Origin of the sequence: Mesorhizobium sp. 131-3-5 (assembly GCF_016756575.1) — a bacterium.
GTDB lineage: Bacteria > Pseudomonadota > Alphaproteobacteria > Rhizobiales > Rhizobiaceae > Mesorhizobium > Mesorhizobium jarvisii.
The window spans coordinates 3,601,533-3,620,498 of the sequence record NZ_AP023254.1 but is presented as its reverse complement, the minus strand read 5'-3'; the positions used below and the strand labels follow the sequence as shown (position 1 = coordinate 3,620,498).

Annotated in this window: 18 protein-coding genes; 5 read left to right on the top strand and 13 right to left on the bottom strand. The window is 63.4% G+C overall.

From position 1 onward, the window contains the following. Positions 1 to 85 precede the first annotated feature (85 nt). The 3 genes from JG747_RS17695 to JG747_RS17685 all read right to left on the bottom strand — a co-directional run bounded on the left by JG747_RS17695 (position 86) and on the right by JG747_RS17685 (position 3,237). Positions 86 to 682 carry a LysE family translocator gene (locus JG747_RS17695; protein ID WP_038647636.1) on the bottom strand — a complete coding sequence of 199 codons (597 nt, stop codon included), beginning with the start codon at positions 680 to 682 and terminating at the stop codon, positions 86 to 88. 119 nt (positions 683 to 801) lie between these two features. Then, positions 802 to 1,377, bottom strand: a complete 576-nt coding sequence (ilvN, locus tag JG747_RS17690; protein WP_013894763.1) for an acetolactate synthase small subunit — start codon at positions 1,375 to 1,377, stop codon at positions 802 to 804. Positions 1,378 to 1,455: 78 nt separating this feature from the next. Then, positions 1,456 to 3,237 (bottom strand): acetolactate synthase 3 large subunit, encoded by a 1,782-nt coding sequence (locus JG747_RS17685; RefSeq protein ID WP_202359701.1) that lies wholly within the window; start codon positions 3,235 to 3,237, stop codon positions 1,456 to 1,458. A gap of 501 nt (positions 3,238 to 3,738) precedes the next feature. Between JG747_RS17685 and JG747_RS17680 the strand changes: the two genes are divergently transcribed. Then, positions 3,739 to 5,541: an NAD(P)/FAD-dependent oxidoreductase gene (locus JG747_RS17680; protein ID WP_202359700.1), complete on the top strand. Its 1,803-nt coding sequence runs from the start codon at positions 3,739 to 3,741 to the stop codon at positions 5,539 to 5,541. A gap of 276 nt (positions 5,542 to 5,817) precedes the next feature. Here the strand turns inward: JG747_RS17680 and tmpB are convergent, their stop codons facing one another. Together tmpB and tmpA are read right to left on the bottom strand one after the other, a co-directional pair. After that, the gene (gene tmpB / locus JG747_RS17675; RefSeq protein WP_202359699.1) at positions 5,818 to 6,402 is read right to left on the bottom strand and encodes a (R)-1-hydroxy-2-trimethylaminoethylphosphonate oxygenase; all 585 of its coding nucleotides are present in this window, start codon (positions 6,400 to 6,402) and stop codon (positions 5,818 to 5,820) included. Further along, a complete protein-coding gene (tmpA, locus tag JG747_RS17670; RefSeq protein ID WP_202359698.1) occupies positions 6,399 to 7,550 on the bottom strand; it encodes a 2-trimethylaminoethylphosphonate dioxygenase in 1,152 nt (383 codons plus the stop codon). Before tmpA ends, tmpB begins: the two co-directional genes overlap by 4 nt. A 117-nt stretch (positions 7,551 to 7,667) precedes the next feature. Here tmpA and JG747_RS17665 point away from each other — a divergent pair, with 117 nt between their 5' ends. Then, positions 7,668 to 8,555, top strand: coding sequence for a LysR family transcriptional regulator (locus JG747_RS17665; RefSeq protein WP_202359697.1), 888 nt, complete (start codon positions 7,668 to 7,670; stop codon positions 8,553 to 8,555). Positions 8,556 to 8,560: 5 nt separating this feature from the next. Here JG747_RS17665 and JG747_RS17660 read toward each other — a convergent pair whose 3' ends face one another. After that, complete coding sequence (locus JG747_RS17660; protein WP_019858999.1) at positions 8,561 to 8,869, bottom strand: hypothetical protein; 309 nt, start codon at positions 8,867 to 8,869, stop codon at positions 8,561 to 8,563. A 4-nt stretch (positions 8,870 to 8,873) separates the two neighbouring features. Next, positions 8,874 to 9,437, bottom strand: coding sequence for an XRE family transcriptional regulator (locus JG747_RS17655; protein ID WP_202359696.1), 564 nt, complete (start codon positions 9,435 to 9,437; stop codon positions 8,874 to 8,876). A 154-nt stretch (positions 9,438 to 9,591) separates the two neighbouring features. Between JG747_RS17655 and JG747_RS17650 the strand changes: the two genes are divergently transcribed. Beyond that, positions 9,592 to 11,424, top strand: a complete 1,833-nt coding sequence (locus JG747_RS17650) for an ATP-binding protein (protein ID WP_038647649.1) — start codon at positions 9,592 to 9,594, stop codon at positions 11,422 to 11,424. 249 nt (positions 11,425 to 11,673) lie between these two features. Here the strand turns inward: JG747_RS17650 and JG747_RS17645 are convergent, their stop codons facing one another. Next, complete coding sequence (locus JG747_RS17645; RefSeq protein ID WP_019859002.1) at positions 11,674 to 12,465, bottom strand: GGDEF domain-containing protein; 792 nt, start codon at positions 12,463 to 12,465, stop codon at positions 11,674 to 11,676. A gap of 105 nt (positions 12,466 to 12,570) precedes the next feature. After that, the gene (gene miaA, locus JG747_RS17640; RefSeq protein WP_202362308.1) at positions 12,571 to 13,536 is read right to left on the bottom strand and encodes a tRNA (adenosine(37)-N6)-dimethylallyltransferase MiaA; all 966 of its coding nucleotides are present in this window, start codon (positions 13,534 to 13,536) and stop codon (positions 12,571 to 12,573) included. Between miaA and serB the strand changes: the two genes are divergently transcribed. Then, positions 13,526 to 14,413: a phosphoserine phosphatase SerB gene (gene serB / locus JG747_RS17635; protein WP_202359695.1), complete on the top strand. Its 888-nt coding sequence runs from the start codon at positions 13,526 to 13,528 to the stop codon at positions 14,411 to 14,413. The two genes, miaA and serB, sit on opposite strands and share 11 nt — an antisense overlap. Further along, a complete protein-coding gene (locus JG747_RS17630; RefSeq protein ID WP_202359694.1) occupies positions 14,410 to 15,009 on the top strand; it encodes a GNAT family N-acetyltransferase in 600 nt (199 codons plus the stop codon). Before serB ends, JG747_RS17630 begins: the two co-directional genes overlap by 4 nt. Positions 15,010 to 15,013: 4 nt before the next feature. Here JG747_RS17630 and JG747_RS17625 read toward each other — a convergent pair whose 3' ends face one another. From JG747_RS17625 to hflK, 4 genes are all read right to left on the bottom strand, one after another. Continuing rightward, entirely contained in the window at positions 15,014 to 16,528 is a 1,515-nt protein-coding gene (locus JG747_RS17625; RefSeq protein WP_019859007.1) for a DegQ family serine endoprotease, read from the bottom strand. Between the two features lie 149 nt (positions 16,529 to 16,677). Then, positions 16,678 to 16,866, bottom strand: coding sequence for a DUF2065 domain-containing protein (locus JG747_RS17620; RefSeq protein WP_019859008.1), 189 nt, complete (start codon positions 16,864 to 16,866; stop codon positions 16,678 to 16,680). 3 nt (positions 16,867 to 16,869) lie between these two features. Beyond that, positions 16,870 to 17,835, bottom strand: a complete 966-nt coding sequence (gene hflC / locus JG747_RS17615) for a protease modulator HflC (protein ID WP_019859009.1) — start codon at positions 17,833 to 17,835, stop codon at positions 16,870 to 16,872. Continuing rightward, positions 17,835 to 18,950, bottom strand: a complete 1,116-nt coding sequence (gene hflK / locus JG747_RS17610; RefSeq protein ID WP_019859010.1) for an FtsH protease activity modulator HflK — start codon at positions 18,948 to 18,950, stop codon at positions 17,835 to 17,837. Before hflK ends, hflC begins: the two co-directional genes overlap by 1 nt. Positions 18,951 to 18,966 lie beyond the last annotated feature (16 nt).

The window sequence follows — 18,966 nt, the reverse complement described above, 5'->3', positions numbered from 1 at the left end:
ATTACGAAGATTTAATGTGCACTGCACAATGAGTGGGCAGTGCGGTCATTGCCGCGAGCCGAAGCCCGTCGAACAATTGGGGGACCTATTTCAGCATCGGCCACAGCGTCGCCGCCAAGAGCACGCCCATGGCGATGTTGAACCATTTCAGCCGCACAGGATCCGACAGGAATCCCCGCAGTGCCGTGCCGAATCCCGCCCAAATCGAAACGCTCGGCAGGTTGACGATGGTGAAGGCGATCGAGATCAACAACACTGACAGGAACGGGTGCTCGGCATTGGCATAGACAGCCATGGCGGTGATCGCCATCACCCAGGCTTTCGGATTGACCCACTGGAAAGCCGCCGCATCGATGAAGCGCATCGGCCGCGCCTTCGTCTCACCCTTGCCGGCCAGCGAGCGCGACATGGCGATCTTCCAGGCGAGATAGAGCAGATAGGCGCCGCCGGCGATCTTCAATCCGATGTGCAACACCGGAAACGCCGTCAGCACAGCGCCAAGGCCAAGGCCGACGGCAAGCAGCAGCACCAGGAAGCCCATACTGATGCCAAGCATGTGCGGAACGGTTCTGGCGATACCGAAATTGACGCCGGAGGCCAAGAGCATGAGGTTGTTCGGCCCCGGCGTGATCGAGGTGACGAGGGCATAGACGAGCAGTGCGAGGAATGCGTCGAGTGACATGTTATCCTCCCAGATACGTCAGCATTATTGTCTCTTATTGCTGGCTACGCAAAGGCCAGCGCCTGGCCGCCGATCGAACCAGGCGTTGTGAGCGTCGGCCCCCTTGCGCGGTGGCGTCCCTACATGCCCTGCGGGCCGCGGTTCATCGCCGCCACGCCGGTGCGGCAGATCTCGACCAGGCCGAGCGGTTTCATGATGGCGATGAACTGGTCGAGCTTGGAGCCCTTGCCGGTGATCTCGAAGATGAAATGCTCGGTGTTGGCGTCGATGACGCTGGCGCGGAAAGCGTCGGCCAGCCGCAGCGCCTCGACCCGGGCCTCGCCGGTGCCGGCCACCTTGACCAGCGCCAGTTCCCGCTCCAGCGGCCGCTCCTGCCCGAATTCATGGGAGCGCACGGTGAGATCGACCACGCGGTGGACCGGCACGATGCGCTCGAGCTGATGCTTGATCTGCTCCAGCACATGCGGCGTGCCGCGCGTCACGATGGTGATGCGCGACAGATGCTTTTCGTGCTCCGTCTCGGAAACGGTCAGGCTCTCGATGTTGTAGCCGCGTCCGGAGAACAGGCCGATGACCCGGGCGAGTACGCCCGGCTCGTTGTCGACCAGTACGGAGAGCGTGTGGTTTTCCGGCCGCTCCGTTTCCTTGGCGATGAAGTAGGCGGAGCCGGTCGGTTGAAGGTGCTGTGCGTTCATGACATGGATCTCAAATTCTTGGTCTGATTTTTTGTTTGCGCACGGCTTCTTTCGACAAGCCCTGCCTTGGCCCGTCGATTACACCAGTTCCCTGCCCTTGGCGTCGATGGCGTTGGCCACGGCCTCGTCGGTGGCCTCGTCGGGCAACAGCATCTCGTTATGCGCCTTGCCCGACGGGATCATCGGGAAGCAGTTGGCGAGGTTCGCCACGCGGCAATCGAACAGCACGGGTTTCCTGACCGAGATCATCTCCTTGATGGCGTCGTCCAGCTCGTCCGGCTTCTCGCAACGTATGCCATGGCCGCCATAGGCCTCCGCCAGCTTGACGAAGTCCGGCATCGCCTCGGTGTAGGAATGCGACAGCCGGTTGCCGTGCAAGAGCTGCTGCCATTGCCGCACCATGCCCATATACTGGTTGTTGAGGATGAAGATCTTGATCGGCGCCTTGTACTGCACCGCGGCACTCATCTCCTGCATCGTCATCTGCACCGAGGCGTCGCCGGCAATGTCGATGACCAGCGCATCGGGATGCGCGATCTGCACGCCGAGTGCCGCCGGCAGGCCATAGCCCATCGTGCCCAGACCGCCTGAGGTCATCCAGCGGTTCGGCTTTTCGAAATGATAATGCTGCGCGGCCCACATCTGGTGCTGGCCGACCTCGGTGGTGATGTAGGTGTCCTTGTCCTTGGTCAGTTCGTAGAGCCGCTGGATGGCGTATTGCGGCATGATCACATCGTGGTTCATCTTATAGGCGAGTGAATCGCGACCGCGCCATTTGGCGATCTGCTCCCACCAGGGATAGAGCGCCTTCTTGTCGGCCTTGGCGGTTGCCCGCCACAGCCGGACCATATCCTCCAGCACCCGGCCGACATCGCCGATGATCGGCACCTCGGTGTGTACGTTCTTGTTGATCGAGGACGGGTCGATGTCGATGTGGATCTTCTTCGAGTTCGGCGAGAACGCGTTGAGCCGGCCGGTGATGCGGTCGTCAAAGCGCGCCCCGATGCAGATCATCACGTCGCAGTCATGCATGGCCATGTTGGCCTCGTAGGTGCCATGCATGCCGAGCATACCGACCCAGTTCTTGCCGGATGCCGGATAGGCGCCCAGACCCATCAGCGTCGAGGTGATCGGGAAACCGGTGAGGTCGACCAGTTCGCGCAGCAGATGGCTCGCTTCCGGACCGGAATTGATGACACCGCCGCCCGAATAGATGATCGGCTTCTTGGCGGTGGCCATCAGGTCGACCGCGGCCTTGATCTTCTCCAGATCGCCCTGAACCTTGGGCTGGTAGCTGGTGCGCGGTGCGATTTGCGGCGGGACGTAGAAACCCTTGGCGAACTGCACGTCCTTGGGGATGTCGACCACAACCGGACCGGGACGGCCCGTGGTCGCGACATGGAAAGCCTCATGGATGGTCGCGGCGAGTTCGTTGACGTCCTTCACCAGCCAGTTGTGCTTGGTGCAGGGGCGCGTGATGCCGACCGTGTCGCATTCCTGGAACGCGTCGGAGCCGATCAAGGAGGTCGGCACCTGGCCCGTCAGGCAGACCAGCGGGATCGAATCCATCAGCGCATCCTGCAGCGGCGTCACCGCATTGGTCGCGCCGGGGCCTGACGTCACCAGCATGACGCCGGCCTTGCCGGTCGAACGCGCATAGCCCTCGGCCGCATGGCCGGCACCTTGCTCATGCCGCACGAGAATGTGCTCGACATCGTCCTGCTGGAAGATCTCGTCATAGATCGGGAGAACCGCGCCGCCGGGATAACCGAAGACATGCTTGACGCCATTGTCCTTCAGCGCCTGCACCACCATTTCGGCGCCCGTCATCTCGCGCCGCTCACTCTGTCCGTTGCTCATCGGTCTGGTCCCGTACTGTCGCCACTTGGGCGTTGCCATTTGGGTGTTGTTGGTCGTTTAGTCGTGTTTCGGGCAATAAAAAAGGCCCCCGAGGGAGCCTGTGTGTTGCGCATGGGAGGTTTTCGCCCGGCGGTTACACCGCCTTGCCCACGCGCCTTCCTACGAGAATGAGTGCCTTTTTCATGGTCGCGGACACTACGGGCCGGCAAGGCGCCCTGTCAACGGCAAAAATCGCGCCGGCGATGAAGGCGCTTCCCAATTCGACAAATGGCCCGTCACGATTTCGCGATGGACGCCGCATCGTGCCGACACCACCCCCATCGCCCGTCGCAAGAGCGCTCCAAACCGGCTCGCAAACCGCGTTCTCCAGATAAGTCCTTGAAGCCACGCGAAACTATGGTGGGGCGTGACGAAGGCCGTCCTCTCTGCCGATACTTCATCGTCCGGCTTGCAAGTCGGGAGGAGCCACCATGACGGCCTGGATTTCACGGAGGATAACTTATGCTCGACAAGGCCCCAAGCAAGAAACTGTCCGACCTGCTCGACCAATTCGGCGGCGCCCTGGCCGCCAATGACATCGACAGGGCTGTCGGTTGCTTCCAGGAGGATTGCTACTGGCGCGACCTCGTCACCTTCACCTGGAACATCAAGACCATGGAAGGCCGGGACCAGGTCGGCGACATGCTGAAGAGCCAGCTGTCGAAGACAAAGCCGTCGCATTGGGCACTCGCCAAGGGCGAGGACGCGACCGAGAGCGACGGGCTGATCGAGGGCTGGATCAGTTTCGAGACCGAAGTGGCGCGCGGCTTTGGCCATATCAGGCTTAAGGAAGGCAAGATCTGGACTCTGCTGACCACCATGGTCGAATTGAAAGGCCACGAGGAACCGGCCGGCTTCGCGCGGCCGATGGGCGCCAAGCATGGCTCGGGCAAGAACCGTCCGACATGGAAGGAAGAGCGTGAGAAGGAAGCCGCCGAGCTCGGCTTCAAGACGCAGCCCTACACGCTCATCATCGGCGGCGGCCAGGGCGGCATCGCGCTCGGCGCAAGGCTGCGGCAGCTCGGCGTACCGACCATCATCGTCGAGAAGAACGAGCGCGCCGGCGACAGCTGGCGCAAGCGCTACAAGTCGCTCTGCCTGCACGATCCGGTCTGGTACGACCATCTGCCCTATATCGATTTCCCGAAGAACTGGCCGGTCTTCTCGCCCAAGGACAAGATCGGCGACTGGCTGGAAATGTACACCAAGGTGATGGAGCTGAACTACTGGTCCTCGACGGAGGCCAAGAGCGCCTCCTATGACGACAAGAAGAAGGAATGGACCGTCGTCGTCCGCCGCGACGGCAAGGACATCACCTTGAAGCCCAAGCAATTGGTGCTGGCGACCGGACAGTCCGGCAAGGCCAATCTGCCGAAATTCAAGGGCATGGAGAGTTTCAAGGGCGATCAGCACCACTCCTCGAAGCACCCTGGCCCCGATGACTATGCCGGGAAAAGAGCCGTCGTCATCGGCTCCAACAATTCCGCCCATGACATCGCGGCGGCCCTTTGGGAAGCCGGCGCCGACGTCACCATGGTGCAGCGCTCGAGCACCCATATCTCCAGATCCGACACGTTGATGGAGATCGGACTGGGTTCGCTCTATTCGGAGCAGGCGCTGCAGAATGGCATCACCACGGCCAAGGCCGATTTGATCTTCGCCTCCCTGCCCTACAAGATCCTGCACGAGTTCCAGATTCCGGCCTATGCCGAGATGAAGAAGCGCGACGCGGCGTTCTACAAGGGACTGGAAAAGGCCGGTTTCATGCTCGACTGGGGTGACGACGAGTCCGGCTTGTTCATGAAGTACCTCAGGCGCGGCTCTGGCTATTATATCGATGTCGGCGCCTCCCAGCTGATCATCGATGGTTCGATCAAGCTGAAGAGCGGTGTCGCCGTCGAAGAGATCAAGCCGCATTCGGTTCTGCTCAGTGACGGATCCGAACTGCCCGCGGACCTCATCGTCTACGCCACCGGCTACGGGTCGATGAATGGCTGGGCCGCCGATCTGATATCGCGCGAAACCGCCGACAAGGTGGGGAAATGCTGGGGCCTCGGCTCCAACACCACCAAGGATCCCGGCCCCTGGGAAGGCGAATTGCGCAACATGTGGAAGCCGACGCAGCAGGAAGCGCTGTGGTTCCATGGCGGCAATCTGCACCAGTCGCGCCACTATTCGCAGTTCCTGTCGTTGCAATTGAAGGCCCGGCATGCCGGCCTGCCGACGCCCGTCTACGGGCTGCAGACGGTGCACCACAAGGGATAGCGGGACTGGGTGGTCAGCTGCGGCCGGCACCAGGAAGGCGCGGCAAATGCCGCGCCTCCAGAATGCATCGCTATGCGCGCGGAATGTCTGTGACGTCGAGCGTTTCGGACCGGCTCGCCGGATCGAGGGAAGCTGGCTTGCCGACGAAGGCGCCGGGCTGCACCGGGGGGAACGCCTTCGGTATGACCGCGCTCTCGGCATTCCTCGGACCTATGTGGCGTCACCGCCCCTTGCCCGTCGAAGCAGAAGCACATGGGTTTTGGTGATGAACCGCCATTAGGCGTGGTTGGCGAAATCGCGCACCACGCGCTGCAGCAACGGCACGTAGTCGCGAAACGCCCGCGTCTTCATGTTCGCAACCTTGCCGCCCTCGTCCCAGATACGGACCCGCACCGCTTCCTCGTGGAACGGGTTTTTGCGGAAATCGGCCACCTCGTCGGCGCTCATCGGTCCGCCCTGCAGCGACAGCGTGTGGACCGAAGCCGGCGACAGCCTGGAGAAATAGGTCGGGTCGGTGGCGCAGAGATAGCGCTTGGCCGCGACATGCAGCCTCACACATTCGACGATGACCGGCGGGAAGAACGGCGCCAGCACCTCGCCGCCGGCCTCATCATGGTGCTTGTCCTCGACATCGTCGGGCGAATAGGTGCCGAACTCGCTGGTGTAGTGGCCAATGTCGTGCAGCAGCGCGGCCGCCACCAGCACTTCGGGCGCACCATCCTGCTCCGCCAGCCAGGCCCCCTGCAGCATGTGCTCGGACATGGTCACCGGCTCGCCGAGATAGGATTCCGCGCCCCGGCGCTCGAAAATGTCGGCGATGAATTCGACGATATTGTCCGCGTTCAAATCCTGGCCGCTCATTCCGCGGCCTCCTTGAAGCTGTGCTCGATCGCCGCAAGCGTCGACAGCAGGCCGTCCTTGTCGGCGTAGCAACCCTGCAGCCAGCGTTTGCCGGTGCCGGAAAACGCCTTGCGGGCATGCATGACACGCGTGTTGTCGACGATGAAGGCCTGGCCAGGTTGAAGCTTGAACGTCACTTCGAAGGCGGGATCCTCGATCAGCTCGGCGAACCGGCGATAGGCGGCATAGTAGGCGTCCATATCGGCGAACGACACGTCGACGACAGGCGCCAGCGAACGGTTGTTGAAGCGGATGCAGATCAGCTCGCCATCCGGTCCGAGCTCGATCATCGGCCGCTTCGCCTGCAGCCGCACGCCGGACGAGCCGGCATATTCGAAGCGCGCCGGACAGGAACTCAACAGCCGGAAGCCTTCAGCGTTTTCGGCCTGCAGCGCGGCCGCAACGGCAAAACCGTCGACCACGCTGGACTCGCCGCCCTCCACCGTGTTCTCGACACAGGCCAGGATCTGCAGCGTCGGCACCGGATCGCGATAGGGATTGTCGGTGTGCGCCTGGAGGCCGAGATTGGTGTAGGCGAGATTGTTCGGATTGACCTCGGCGCGCACTTCGAACCAGCGGCCGTAATTGGTCTCCCTGATATAGCCGAACAGGTCGGAGACCTTGCACAACGCCCCGGACTCCACCGGCAGGCCGTCCATTACCGCAAAGCCGTAGGTTCGTACCGCCGAAAGCCATTCGCGCAGGACGCTGCGGCCATGAAAGGCCGCCTTGTAGCTGGCGCGCGGCACCGAATTCTGCATCGTCGCCTTGGTCCAGCGCTGGATGATATCGCCCGTCCAGCCGGGTTCGCGAAGCTCGTCGCGGTCATAGGCGTTGGCGCTGAGCCACTGCGCGGGAAAGCTGACCGTCTTTGCCTCCGGCACGAAGCTAACTTCCAGCGCGCCGCCCTTGATCGCGGCCGCGCCGATCCTCGTCTCGGCCGGAATGTCGAGGATGGTGATCAGCCGCTGGCCATTGCCGGCGCTGCGCGTCTTGTCGTCCAGCGCATTGTCACGCAGCCACATGGCGTGAAAGCGGGTGCGTCTCCCACCCTGCCAGCCAAGTTCGATCGTTCTGCCTTCGTCGCCAATCAGCGCGTGGGTGAGCATGGATCCGTTCCTGTCCTCTACGCCCGCGGCCCGGTCCGCAGGGTTTCGATTGCATGTTGGCAACAAGGCAGGCATAACTCAAATTATCATTTTTTAGCCAAAGACCACAAATTTCTAATGTCTCAAAAACCCATTCCCGCTCTGCCTCCCCTCGACTGGCTGCGCAGTTTCGAGGCCTCGGCACGGCTGTCGAATTTCACGGCGGCCGCGGCCGAACTCGGCCTGACCCAAGCGGCCGTCAGCCAACATATCCGGCTGCTCGAGGAGCGGTTGAAGACGCGCCTGTTCTCGCGGCTGGCGCGCGGCGTCGCGCTGTCGCCCGAGGGTGCCGCCTATCTGCCGCACATCCAGTCGGCTTTCGCCACCATCTCCAGCAGCACGACCGAACTGTTCGAGCCGCGCGCGCTGCAGACCGTATCGATCCGGGTGCCGATCTCCTTCGCCTTGCTGATACTGGTCCCGGCGCTGCCCGATCTCGCCCAGGCGCTGCCGCGCATCCAGCTCGATCTGGTGACGATCCATCGGCCGACCGATTACGACTTGCCGGGCTCGGCGCTCGACATCCGTTTCGGCAACGGCTCCTTTCCCGGACGCGAGGCCGACAGGCTGACTGCCGAGCGCCTTGTGCCGTTGGCAAGTCCGACCCTCGCCGGTGCCGCCGACTGGACAGCCCTGCCGCTGCTTCTGGTCGCCGGCGCGCGCGAAATGTGGGCGGAATGGTTCGCGGCCGCTGGACTGGCCGGCCACCCCCAGCGGTCGCATCGCTTCGACAGTTTCGTCGCGGCGATGGAAGCGGCGAGCGCTGGCACCGGCGTGCTTCTGGGGTCGCGGCCGCTAGTCGACGCTGCGCTCAAGGCCAGGAGCCTAGTGCCGCTTTCCGATTTCGAGCTCTCCAGCAGCTCGGGCCATTTTCTGACCAGCGCATCGACCGCGCGCCTGACCAGTGCCGAACAGGATTTCCGCCAGTGGTTGCTGGGGCACCTATCCAGAAAGGCCCCGACGTAGAGGCCTCAATCGAGAAGGCGCACGCGGCGTCGCTTGCGCGCGGCCTTGATGGCGCTGATCCGCTCGGTGTCTTCCTCTCGCAGATGCCGTCCACGCTCCAGGATCTCGAGCGTGTATTCCTCATAGGTCAGGCCCAGCCGTTCGGCCTTGTCCATGCGCATCAGCATGATTTCGCGGCTCGGCGCCTTCCATGCCTTGGCGTGCGCGGCCTGCCAGGCCAGGAAAATATAGGGGTCGCCCTTGCCCCAGGGTGGCCCCTTATACTCATCAAGAGGCGGCCCCCCATTGTGGGAGCGCTTTGGCCGTCTCGCCATGATCTCAGCCCCTGACCAGCGCGACGAGATAGTCGGCGCCCGCCTCCAGGGCATGGAAGGTGCAGTCCGACGGCGCGCCGAGCGCCAGGCAGTCGCCGGGTTCGAGCCCGTGCACCACATCGCCCTCGGTGAATTCGAGCCGTCCGGAAATCAGCCAGATCTGCTGCTTGATGAAGGCGTAAGAAGCCGCCGGCAGACTGACCCTGGCGCCCGCCGGCAGATGCACCTTGATCAGTTCGAGCGGCATGTCGCCGGCCGGTGACAGATGCCGCCTGACATAGCCTGTATCGGGATCGCGCCACACCGGCTGATCGGCCTCGCGCAGCAGCCCGCCGCCTTGCAATTCCGCGCGCGCGATGAGGGTCGACAGCGTCATGCCGAACGCTGCCGCGATGCGCACCAGAAGGGCCGCCGTCGGGCTGGTCATGCCGCGCTCGATCGTGCTCAGCATGGCCTTGGAAACACCGGACCGCTCGGCAAGCTCGGCCAGCGACCAGTCCCGCATGACCCTTTCGGCGTGGATCCGTCTGCCGATGGTCGAAGAAATATCGTTCGTTATATCGCCCATTCGTCCACTATAGCGAAATGCCTGAGATGGAGAAGAGCCGTGTCGCGACAATTTTCGCCAGGCGCTTAATCCTCTCTACACCATCCGACCTCATCCGGCCTTAACCCCATTCCGGTAGGGTCTGATATCAAGGGAAATGGGGATTGGCCTGTCCATGTATGTCGAACGCGAAGCTTCCGTCGGAGAACCGACATCGCAGGAGCGCCGCAACGCAGAGCAGAACGACCGGCGCATCCTGGGCAACGTCGTGCAATGCGACGGCGCGCGCGCCACCATCGCCGCCTATGCCGACGATGTCGACGGCGCGGTGACAGGCCTTTGGACGGTCGGCAAGATGATCTCGATCAATCTGGGCACGACCCGAACCGTTGGCCTGGTCTACGGCATCGGCAAATCGGACCGCGCCTGGAGCAGTGAAGGCCAGAACCCCATCGAGGTCAGCATCGAGCTGATCGGTGAAGTACGCGATGGGGCCGAGCCCGGAGCCAAGCCGATCTTCGACCGCGGCATCACCACCTATCCGCATATCGGCGCGGTTGCGCATCGCATCCGCAGCCGCGATCTGCAGGCCGTCTACGATCTGGCCGGCCGCCATTCCATCACCATTGGTTCGCTGTCGCAGGACGAGGCGATCGCCGCCAACATCGCCATCGACGACACGCTGGCGCGCCATTTCGCCATTGTCGGCACCACCGGCGTCGGCAAATCCACCGCCGTCTCGCTGCTGCTGCGCAAATCGATCGCGGCGCGGCCGGATCTGCGTATCCTGATCCTCGACCCGCACAATGAATTCGCGGCGTCGCTGCCGGAATATTGCGTCAAGGTCGATTCCAAGACGCTCGACCTGCCGTTCTGGATGTTCAAGCTCGAGGAATTCGCCGAGGTGCTGTTTCGCGGCCGTGAAACGGTTCCGGAAGAGATCGACGCCCTGCGCGACCTCATTCCGCTGGCCAAGAGCCTCTACCGCAACCCGAATTCAGGTGCCTATCTCAGGCGCGGCAACGACGCGTTGACCGCCGATACGCCGGTTCCTTACCGCATCGCGGACCTGCTCAAGCAGATCGACGAACGTATGGGCATGCTCGAAAGCAAGAACGAGCGCCCGACGCTCAAATCGCTGAAGACGCGCATCGAATCGGCGTCCGCCGATCCGCGCTATCGCTTCATGTTCAGTTCGCGCCTGATCGAGGATACCATCCACGAGACGATCGGCAACATCTTCCGCGTGCCGCATCACGGCCGGCCGGTGACCTGCTTCGAGATGGCCGGCATGCCTTCCGAAGTGGTCAACTCCGTCTGTTCGGTGCTGGCGCGCCTGGCCTTCGACCTCGCTCTGTGGAGCGAGGGCAAGCTGCAGCTGCTGTTGCTGTGCGAGGAAGCGCATCGCTACATGCCGGCCGATCCGCGTCTCGGCTTCGCGCCGACCAGGCACGCGCTGTCGCGCATCGCCAAGGAAGGCCGCAAATATGGCTGCTATCTCGGCGTCGTCACGCAGCGCCCCGGCGAGCTTGACCCGACCATCCTGTCGCAATGTTCGACCTTCTTCGCCATGCGGCTCGCCAACGAGCAGGACCAGGCGATTATCCGCTCGGCCATCGCCGACTCCTCCGCCTCCACGCTTGCCTTCCTGTCGTCCATGGGACAGCGCGAAGCCATCGCCTTCGGCGAAGGCGTGGCGACGACCATGCGGCTGAAATTCGAAAGACTGCCCAGCCACCTGCTTCCCGGCGCGGCCAAGCGCGAACAGATCGAGTCGCCAAAGGCCGGCGACGATGTCGACCTGGTGGCGATCGTCGAGCGGCTGCGCAACGTGCCGAAACCGACGCCGCAGGCGATGGCCTTCGCCGAAGTGGTCGATTCCGGTCGCCAGGCCGGCGATCCCGACTACCGCAAGCCGGCAACCGGCCGCGTGCAATCGGATGACGATTTCGACATGCGCTACGGCCTGAAGCCCGCCACCTTCGGCCTGCGCCCCCAGAACGACTGAGCCTCCAGCGTCACGCCCATTGCCGGCAGTTCCGAGAAGCCGCGCCAAACTTCCATGGCTCTTCTTCGTTCGAACGCTTGGGTAAATCCCGTCAGGAAATTCGTCAGGCTGAGTCGGCTGGTGCTGATTTCGAGAACCGGAGCGGAGCGGACTTTTGGTCCGAGAGCTCAGTTCTACTGCGACGCAGTAGAACGGGGAAGCGCAGAAAACGGCAGCAGACGGCCGGCCTCACGATTCAATGATGGGATTTTAGGCGCAGACGCGGTTGCGGCCCTGCCTCTTCGCCTCATAGAGCTGGCGGTCGGCACGGCGATAGAACTCCTCGGCCGTTTCCTTGCGGTCCCAGACGGCAAGGCCGACGCTGGTGGTGATCTTGAGCCGGACGTTGCCCGAAAGGATCGACATGTTGGCGATCGCCTTGCGGATGCGCTCGGCGAATTTGGCCAGCAGCTCCGCCTCCATGTTGGGCGTGACCACGGCAAACTCCTCGCCGCCCAGCCGTGCCACCACGTCGTGGAAACGTGTCATGTCCTTGAGGCAACTGGCGACGGCCCTGAGCACCTCGTCGCCGACATCGTGGCCGTGCGTGTCGTTGACCTGCTTGAAATGGTCGAGATCGAGGATCATCAGCCCGACCGGCTTTTCGATGCGGCGGAACTCCTCGAGATATTCCTTAAGCGCATCGTCGAAATAGCGTCGGTTCTGCATGCCGGTCAGGCTGTCTGTCAGAGCGGCGTGCTCGAGCGTTTCGGAGCGGGCGCTGAGCGAAACCGTCATGGCGCGCAGCTTGCCTTCTTCCGTCGCCTGTTTGCGGATCAGCGGATAGATGAAGAAGATGCCGAAAAACAGCGCGGTCGCAAGCAGCACGCCGGTCGCGAACAACAGCTTGTTGAGGTAGATGACCTTGTCCAGGCCCGACTGGGTATGGAGTTCCGTGGCGAAGGATTGCAAGAGCCCATAGGCGTGCAGCGTCACCAGGCCAGCGGCCAGGATCACGAAAATAAAGACGAAAAAAGCGGATTCCGCCTTATGGAAACGCATCTGCTCCCCAATGGAAAAGTGCCCATCGACCTTATGGCACGGACCGCCTTACGGAGCGTTAATCCCGGCAACTTCGGCGCGAACCCTTCCGTCATGGTCAACTTTTTAAGTTGCATTAGCAACAAGTGTTTGGATCGTGGTTTCGAGATCGTCACCGGGGCGCAATCTCTGCCATTCCGGCCCCAGCTGGTGGCGAAACCAGGTCGCCTGCCGCTTGGCGTATTGCCGGGTTGCAATCTTGGCGCGCTCGATTGCTTCGGGAAAGCTCAGCTCTCCAGCCATCGCCGCCTGCAGGTCCCGAACGCCGATCGCCTTCATCGCCGGCAGATCCGGATCGAGGCGAAGGGCCGCAAGCTGCCTGACTTCCTCCAGCGCGCCCTTGTCCAGCATCTGGTCGAAGCGCCTCTCGATGCGATTGCCCAGCGCGGCCCGATCCGGCTCGATGACCAGGAAACGCGCCGTCTGCCTGTCGATGAGCGGCCGGCCGCGCTCCGCCTGCCATTCCAGGATCGATCGGCCGGAGGCGTCGAGCACTTCGAGCGCCCGCACGATGCGCTGGCTGTCGGTAGGCTTGAGCTGCATGGCGGCTCTCGAATCCTCGCGCAGCAGCAGGCCGTGCAGCTTGACCGCGCCTTGCTCTTTCAGCTCGTAGCGCCAGCGGTCGCGGATGCGCGGCGGAATGTCAGGCATTTCCGAAATACCCTCGGCCAGCGCGCGAAAATAGAGGCCGGTGCCTCCGACAAAGACCGGCCGCCGCGACAGCACGCCGTCGTCGATGAGTTTCATCACATCGCGCAGCCACGCGCCCGTCGAATAGGCGGTAGCGGGATGAACGTGGCCGTAGAGGAAATGCGGCACCCGTGCGAGGTCGGCCGCTTCCGGCCGGGCGGTCAGCACATCGAGCACCGAATAGCCCTGCATGGAATCGGTATTGACGATGACGCCGCCTGCGCGTTCGGCCAGGTCGAGCGCCAATGCCGACTTGCCGCTGGCGGTCGGCCCGGCTATCAGGATCGCGTTCTTCACGCGGCCTTCGCCCGCATCCGCGCCGGAATTCTCGATGCCGCTCATTGCCACGCTTGTTTCCCGTCCCGCTGACCGCGCCCTATCGCCGTCGCTTGCGAATATGGCCTCGCGGTCGGTGGGCGCAAGCACTGTCGTCTGGCTGGCCGAAGGCATTGCCTGCGATCTTGCCTTGCCGCAAGAGGCTGATACCGCCAATACCACGGCTGCCCTGCGTGCCGCATTGGCCGCGGAACCGGTCGACGTGATCGTCCAGCAGGCCGAAACGCGCCGTAAGCAAATCCTCATCGCCGACATGGATTCGACCATGATCGACCAGGAGTGCATCGACGAGCTGGCCGACGAGATCGGCGTCAAGGAGCACGTCGCGGCGATCACCGCGCGATCGATGAACGGCGAGATCGCCTTCGAGCCGGCCCTGCGCGAACGCGTCGCGCTGTTGAAGGGGCTCGATGCCGCCGTCGTCGACCGCATCGTCGCCAATCGGCTGACATTGGCCTCGGGCGGCCGCGCGCTGGTCCAGACCATGCGCGCCAATGGCGCCTGGGCGGCGCTCGTCTCGGGCGGCTTCGAAGTGTTCACGACCCGCATCGCGGCCATGCTGGGCTTTCAGGAGAACCGCGCCAACCGCCTGCTCGAACAGGATGGACGCTTTACCGGCCTGGTCGGCGAGCCGATCCTCGGCCGCGCCGCCAAGGCCGACGCGCTGCTCGAAATATCCGCACGCCTTGGCCTGACGCCGGCCGACGCCATCGCCGTCGGCGATGGCGCCAATGACCTCGATATGATCCGGCTTGCCGGCACCGGTGTGGCGCTTCACGCCAAGCCGACCGTGGCGGCGCAGGCCAAGGTTCGCATCGACCATGGCGACCTCACGGCCCTGCTCTATCTGCAGGGCTATCGCCAGGAAGAGTTCGTCCAATGAAACCCATGCGTACCGAACGCCTCATCCTGCGCAATTGGGAGGACCGTGACCGCGAGCTCTTCCATCGCATCAATTCGGACGAGCGCGTCATGGAATTCTTCCCGTTCCGCCGCGACCGTGTCGCCGCGGACGCCAAGATGGACGAGGTCCGGGCATGGATCGACAAGGACGGATATGGCTTCGCCGCGGCCGAAATCGCCGCCACGGGCGAGTGCATCGGTTTCGTCGGTCTCCTCGATACCGATCACGTGCCATCCCTGCCGGCCGGTACCATCGAGATCGGCTGGCGGCTAGCGCCCGAATTCTGGGGCAAGGGCTATGTCACCGAGGCCTCGGAAGCCTGGCTGGCTTACGGTTTCGAGACATTGGCCGTCGACGAGATCGTCTCCTTCGCGGTCGCGGCAAACCACCGGTCGACCGCCGTGATGAAACGCCTCGGCATGACAGCCGATCCCTCAGCCGATTTCGATCACCCCGACATTCCCGACAGCCACCCAAAGCTCAAGCGACATGTGCTCTACCGGCTTTCGCGCGAGAATTGGCGGGCAAGAAAAAGGCGGCTGGTTAGCCGCCTTTTTTGGGAATCGCCGGATTGAAATCTCAATCCATCCGGATGGTCACGAAGCGCAACTCGCCAGTCTTCGACGCCAGCATCAACAGCGCGTTCTTGCGGCCCTGCTCCTTCAGCGCGCCGATCCGGTCCATGACGTCCTTGGGCGTGGCGACCGATTCCTGCGCGATCTCGGTGATCACCTCGCCCGGCTGGATGCCGCGCTCGGCGGCGGCCGAATCCTTGGCCACATCGGTGATGACGACGCCGGAGACATCGCCGGCAATGCTGAATTTTTTACGCGTCTCGTCATTGAGCTCGCCGACGGTCATGCCGAGCACCGAGGCGGTCGAAACGGCCGGAGCCTGTTTGCCCTTGTCCTGATCGGTGTTGCCGTTCTCGCCGCTGGCAAGCTTCTCGCCATCCTCGAGCCGGCCAAGCGTCACCTTCACCGTCTGCTCGACGCCCTTGCGCACGATCAGCACATCGACGGCCTTGCCGACAGGACTTTCGGCGACCACGCGCGGCAGGTCGCGCATTTCATGGATGTCCTTGCCGTCGAACTTGATGATGACGTCACCGGCCTGGATGGTGCCGTTGTCGACGGGGCCGCCCTTGATGACGCCGGCGACCAGCGCGCCCTTGGCGGTCGCCATGCCGAGGCTTTCGGCGATGTCGTCCGTCACCGGCTGGATGCGCACGCCGAGCCAGCCGCGTCGCGTCTCGCCAAACTGGCGCAACTGGTCGACGACACCCGAGGCAAGCTGCGAGGGAATGGAGAAGCCAATGCCGATCGAGCCGCCGGACGGCGAGATGATCGCGGTGTTGATGCCGATGACTTCGCCGACGCTGTTGAACAGCGGCCCGCCTGAATTGCCGCGATTGATCGCGGCATCGGTCTGGATGAAATCGTCATAAGGACCGGAATTGATGTCGCGGTTGCGCGCCGAGACGATGCCGACCGTGACTGTGCCGCCAAGGCCGAATGGATTGCCGACCGCCATCACCCAATCGCCGACGCGCATCTTGGTGGAATCACCGAACTTCACCGCGGTCAGCTTGTGGCCCTTCGGATCGACCTTCAGCACCGCGACGTCGGTCTTGGTGTCGGTGCCGACCAGCGTCGCCTTCAGGGTCACGCCATCGGAGAAATTGACTTCGATGTCGTCGGCGTCGGCGATCACGTGGTTGTTGGTGACGACGATGCCTTGCTCGGCATCGATGACGAAGCCGGATCCCAGCGACTGCACTTTCTGCGCACTATTGTCCTTGTCGCCGCCGCGGTTCTTGAAGAAGTCGTCGAAGAAGTCCTGGAAAGGCGAGCCTTCGGGAAGCTGCGGCATCGGCACGGCGCCCGGCCCTTCCGTGCCTTTCACCGTCTGCGAAGTCGAGATGTTGACAACCGCGCCGAGCACGCCCTGCGCCAGGTCGGCCACCGAAGCAGGCCCATCGGCCGCGAAGGTTGGCGTCACGAAGGACGGGGCAGCAACAGTGCCGACAAGAAGCGCTGCCGTGCCGGCGATGAGCGTCCGCCGTGCCGCGCGCAAAAGGAGTGTGGATGTCATCGAGAAGCCTCCCGGTCTTTCTGAAAGAGAAAGCGCAACGGCGAAAACACCGCGTTGCGCTATGTTGGCAAAAAATACGGCACGTTTGCGGCTACGACTATCGGCAGAGGATTAATCCTCCGTTTTGCCGCGGACGAAAAACGGCCATCTCATCCGCCCCGCACCAGCCAGACGATGCCGACACCGATGGCGATCGCGACCAGCCCGGCGATCCGCAATGCGTTCTCCGGCATCGACAGCACCTCGCCCGCGAGCTTCCTCGCCAAGCCGGGAAAGCCGCCATAGACCAGGCCCTCTATGACGAGGACCAGGCCTATTGCCGCGAAAAAGTCCTGCACCGGCTATTTCTGGCCGGTGCTGGGTTGTGTCGTCGGCGCGGCGGGCGCCGTTGCCGGTGCGGCAGGTGCCGCCGGCTTCGCCGGCCCTTCCTTGCCATCCGGATCGCGGAAGTAGCGGAAGAACTCCGAACTCGGCGACAGCACCATGGTCGTCCCGGTGTTGTCCAGCGCCGTGCCGTAGGCATTCATCGACCTGTAGAAGTCGAAGAAGGCCGGGTCGCGCTTGTAGGCATCCGCGAAGGTGGCGCTGCGCTGGGCTTCGCCCTCGCCGCGCAGAATCTCGGATTCCTTTTGCGCTTCGGCAACGATCTCGACCACTTCACGATCGGCGCGTGCCGTGATGCGCTGTGCCGCTTCATTGCCGCGCGCCCTAAGCCGGGCGGCCTCGGCCAGACGTTCCGCCTTCATGCGGTCATAGGTCTGCTGTGAGACCTCGGCCGTGAGGTCGGTGCGGCGGATGCGGACATCCTCGATCTGCAGGCCGAGCGAGGTGGCGTCGGGCCGGAGCTGATCGCGCACTTCACGCATCATCACGGCACGCTGTTCCGAGAGCGCCGCCTCGAAGTCGCGCAGACCGTAGACGCGGCGCAAGGCAGCGTCGAGACGCGTCCTCAGCCGCGCTTCGGCCAATTCGATCTGACCGGACACGGCGGCACGGAAGACGCGCGGATCCGAGATGCGATAGGCGATGAAGGCATCGACCTCATAGAACTTGCCACCAGACACCTGGACGCGGATGTTGTCGAGGTCGAAGCGCAGCACCCTGTTTTCGATCAGCTGCACCGTATCGGCGTCGAAGAACGAGAACGGCGCCTTGAAATAGATGCCGGGCTCGCTCTTGACGTCGACGATCTCGCCGAACCTCAACACCAGCGCCTGCTGGCGCGCATTGACCACGAAGACCGAGGAATAGATCAGGAACAAGATGACCGCCGCGACGACGACGAAAATGGGAAGACGGTTGGCCATCACTGGGTACCTCCCGTGTTCGCGGCAGGCGCGACCGGAGCCGGCGGTTTCGCCTGCAATGCCGGCAGCGGCAGATAGGGCACGACACCTTGTCCGTTGCCCTGCTCGACGATGACCTTGCTCGAGTCCTTCAGAACCTTCTCCATGGTTTCCAGATAGAGGCGCTTGCGGGTCACATCCGGCGCCTTGGCATATTCGTCATAGACCGAGATGAAGCGCTGGGCCTCACCTTCGGCTTCCTGCACCACACGGTTCTTGTAGGCGGCCGCGTCTTCGCGGATCTGTGCCGCCTCGCCGCGCGCCTGGCCGAGCTTCTGGTTGGAATACTGGTTTGCCTGCTCGACGAACTTGTCCTCGTCCTGCTCGGCACGCTGCACCTCGTCGAACGCATCGGCCACTTCGCGTGGCGGTGCTGCATCCTCGATCGACACGGCATTGACGTTGAGACCGGCCTTGTAGCCGTCCAACGTCGACTGGATGATTTCGCGCACCGACGCCGCTATGCCCTGGCGGTCATCGCGGAAAATGTCCTGTGCCGGCCGGCGGCCGACGGCTTCGCGCATGGCGCTTTCGGCAACCTGCCGCAGCATGCCGTCCGGATCCGAGACGTCGAACAGATAGGCACGGGGATCGGAGACCTGGTAGGCCACCGAAAACTGCACGTTGACGATGTTCTGGTCGCCCGACAGCATCAGGCCGTTGCCGCTGGTGTTGCCGCCGCCAATGTCGACGAGCTGCTCGGAAATCTTGGCCGTCTCGACGGTCTCGAGCGGCCACCAATGGAAATGCAGGCCAGGTTGTGAGAGTTCGGGCTTCGGCTTGCCGAAACGCAGTTCGACGGCGACCTCGTCGGGCTGCACGGTATAGACCGCCTGGAATGCCCACAGAACGACCAGCACCGCGGCGATCAGCCCGAACACCGCCGGACTGGCGCCACCGCCGCCGGGCAGAGCGCGCCGCAGCCGGTCCTGGCCGCGGCGGATAATGTCTTCGAGATCGGGGGGCGACCCTTGCGGGCCGCTTGGCCCCTTTGGCCCCTGCCCCCAGGGCCCCTGATTGTTACCGCCGCCGCCCCACGGGCCGCCGCCTCCGCCACTCTTGTCGTTCCAGGGCATGAATGTCCTTTCGCTT

What these genes read in the sequence shown, in the direction of transcription:
- JG747_RS17695 (WP_038647636.1), bottom strand. Translation starts at nt 682, where the DNA reads ATGTCACTCGACGCATTCCTCGCACTGCTCGTCTATGCCCTCGTCACC.
- ilvN (WP_013894763.1), bottom strand. Translation starts at nt 1,377, where the DNA reads ATGAACGCACAGCACCTTCAACCGACCGGCTCCGCCTACTTCATCGCC.
- JG747_RS17685 (WP_202359701.1), bottom strand. Translation starts at nt 3,237, where the DNA reads ATGAGCAACGGACAGAGTGAGCGGCGCGAGATGACGGGCGCCGAAATG.
- JG747_RS17680 (WP_202359700.1), top strand. Translation starts at nt 3,739, where the DNA reads ATGCTCGACAAGGCCCCAAGCAAGAAACTGTCCGACCTGCTCGACCAA.
- tmpB (WP_202359699.1), bottom strand. Translation starts at nt 6,402, where the DNA reads ATGAGCGGCCAGGATTTGAACGCGGACAATATCGTCGAATTCATCGCC.
- tmpA (WP_202359698.1), bottom strand. Translation starts at nt 7,550, where the DNA reads ATGCTCACCCACGCGCTGATTGGCGACGAAGGCAGAACGATCGAACTT.
- JG747_RS17665 (WP_202359697.1), top strand. Translation starts at nt 7,668, where the DNA reads ATGTCTCAAAAACCCATTCCCGCTCTGCCTCCCCTCGACTGGCTGCGC.
- JG747_RS17660 (WP_019858999.1), bottom strand. Translation starts at nt 8,869, where the DNA reads ATGGCGAGACGGCCAAAGCGCTCCCACAATGGGGGGCCGCCTCTTGAT.
- JG747_RS17655 (WP_202359696.1), bottom strand. Translation starts at nt 9,437, where the DNA reads ATGGGCGATATAACGAACGATATTTCTTCGACCATCGGCAGACGGATC.
- JG747_RS17650 (WP_038647649.1), top strand. Translation starts at nt 9,592, where the DNA reads ATGTATGTCGAACGCGAAGCTTCCGTCGGAGAACCGACATCGCAGGAG.
- JG747_RS17645 (WP_019859002.1), bottom strand. Translation starts at nt 12,465, where the DNA reads ATGCGTTTCCATAAGGCGGAATCCGCTTTTTTCGTCTTTATTTTCGTG.
- serB (WP_202359695.1), top strand. Translation starts at nt 13,526, where the DNA reads ATGCCGCTCATTGCCACGCTTGTTTCCCGTCCCGCTGACCGCGCCCTA.
- miaA (WP_202362308.1), bottom strand. Translation starts at nt 13,536, where the DNA reads ATGAGCGGCATCGAGAATTCCGGCGCGGATGCGGGCGAAGGCCGCGTG.
- JG747_RS17630 (WP_202359694.1), top strand. Translation starts at nt 14,410, where the DNA reads ATGAAACCCATGCGTACCGAACGCCTCATCCTGCGCAATTGGGAGGAC.
- JG747_RS17625 (WP_019859007.1), bottom strand. Translation starts at nt 16,528, where the DNA reads ATGACATCCACACTCCTTTTGCGCGCGGCACGGCGGACGCTCATCGCC.
- hflC (WP_019859009.1), bottom strand. Translation starts at nt 17,835, where the DNA reads ATGGCCAACCGTCTTCCCATTTTCGTCGTCGTCGCGGCGGTCATCTTG.
- hflK (WP_019859010.1), bottom strand. Translation starts at nt 18,950, where the DNA reads ATGCCCTGGAACGACAAGAGTGGCGGAGGCGGCGGCCCGTGGGGCGGC.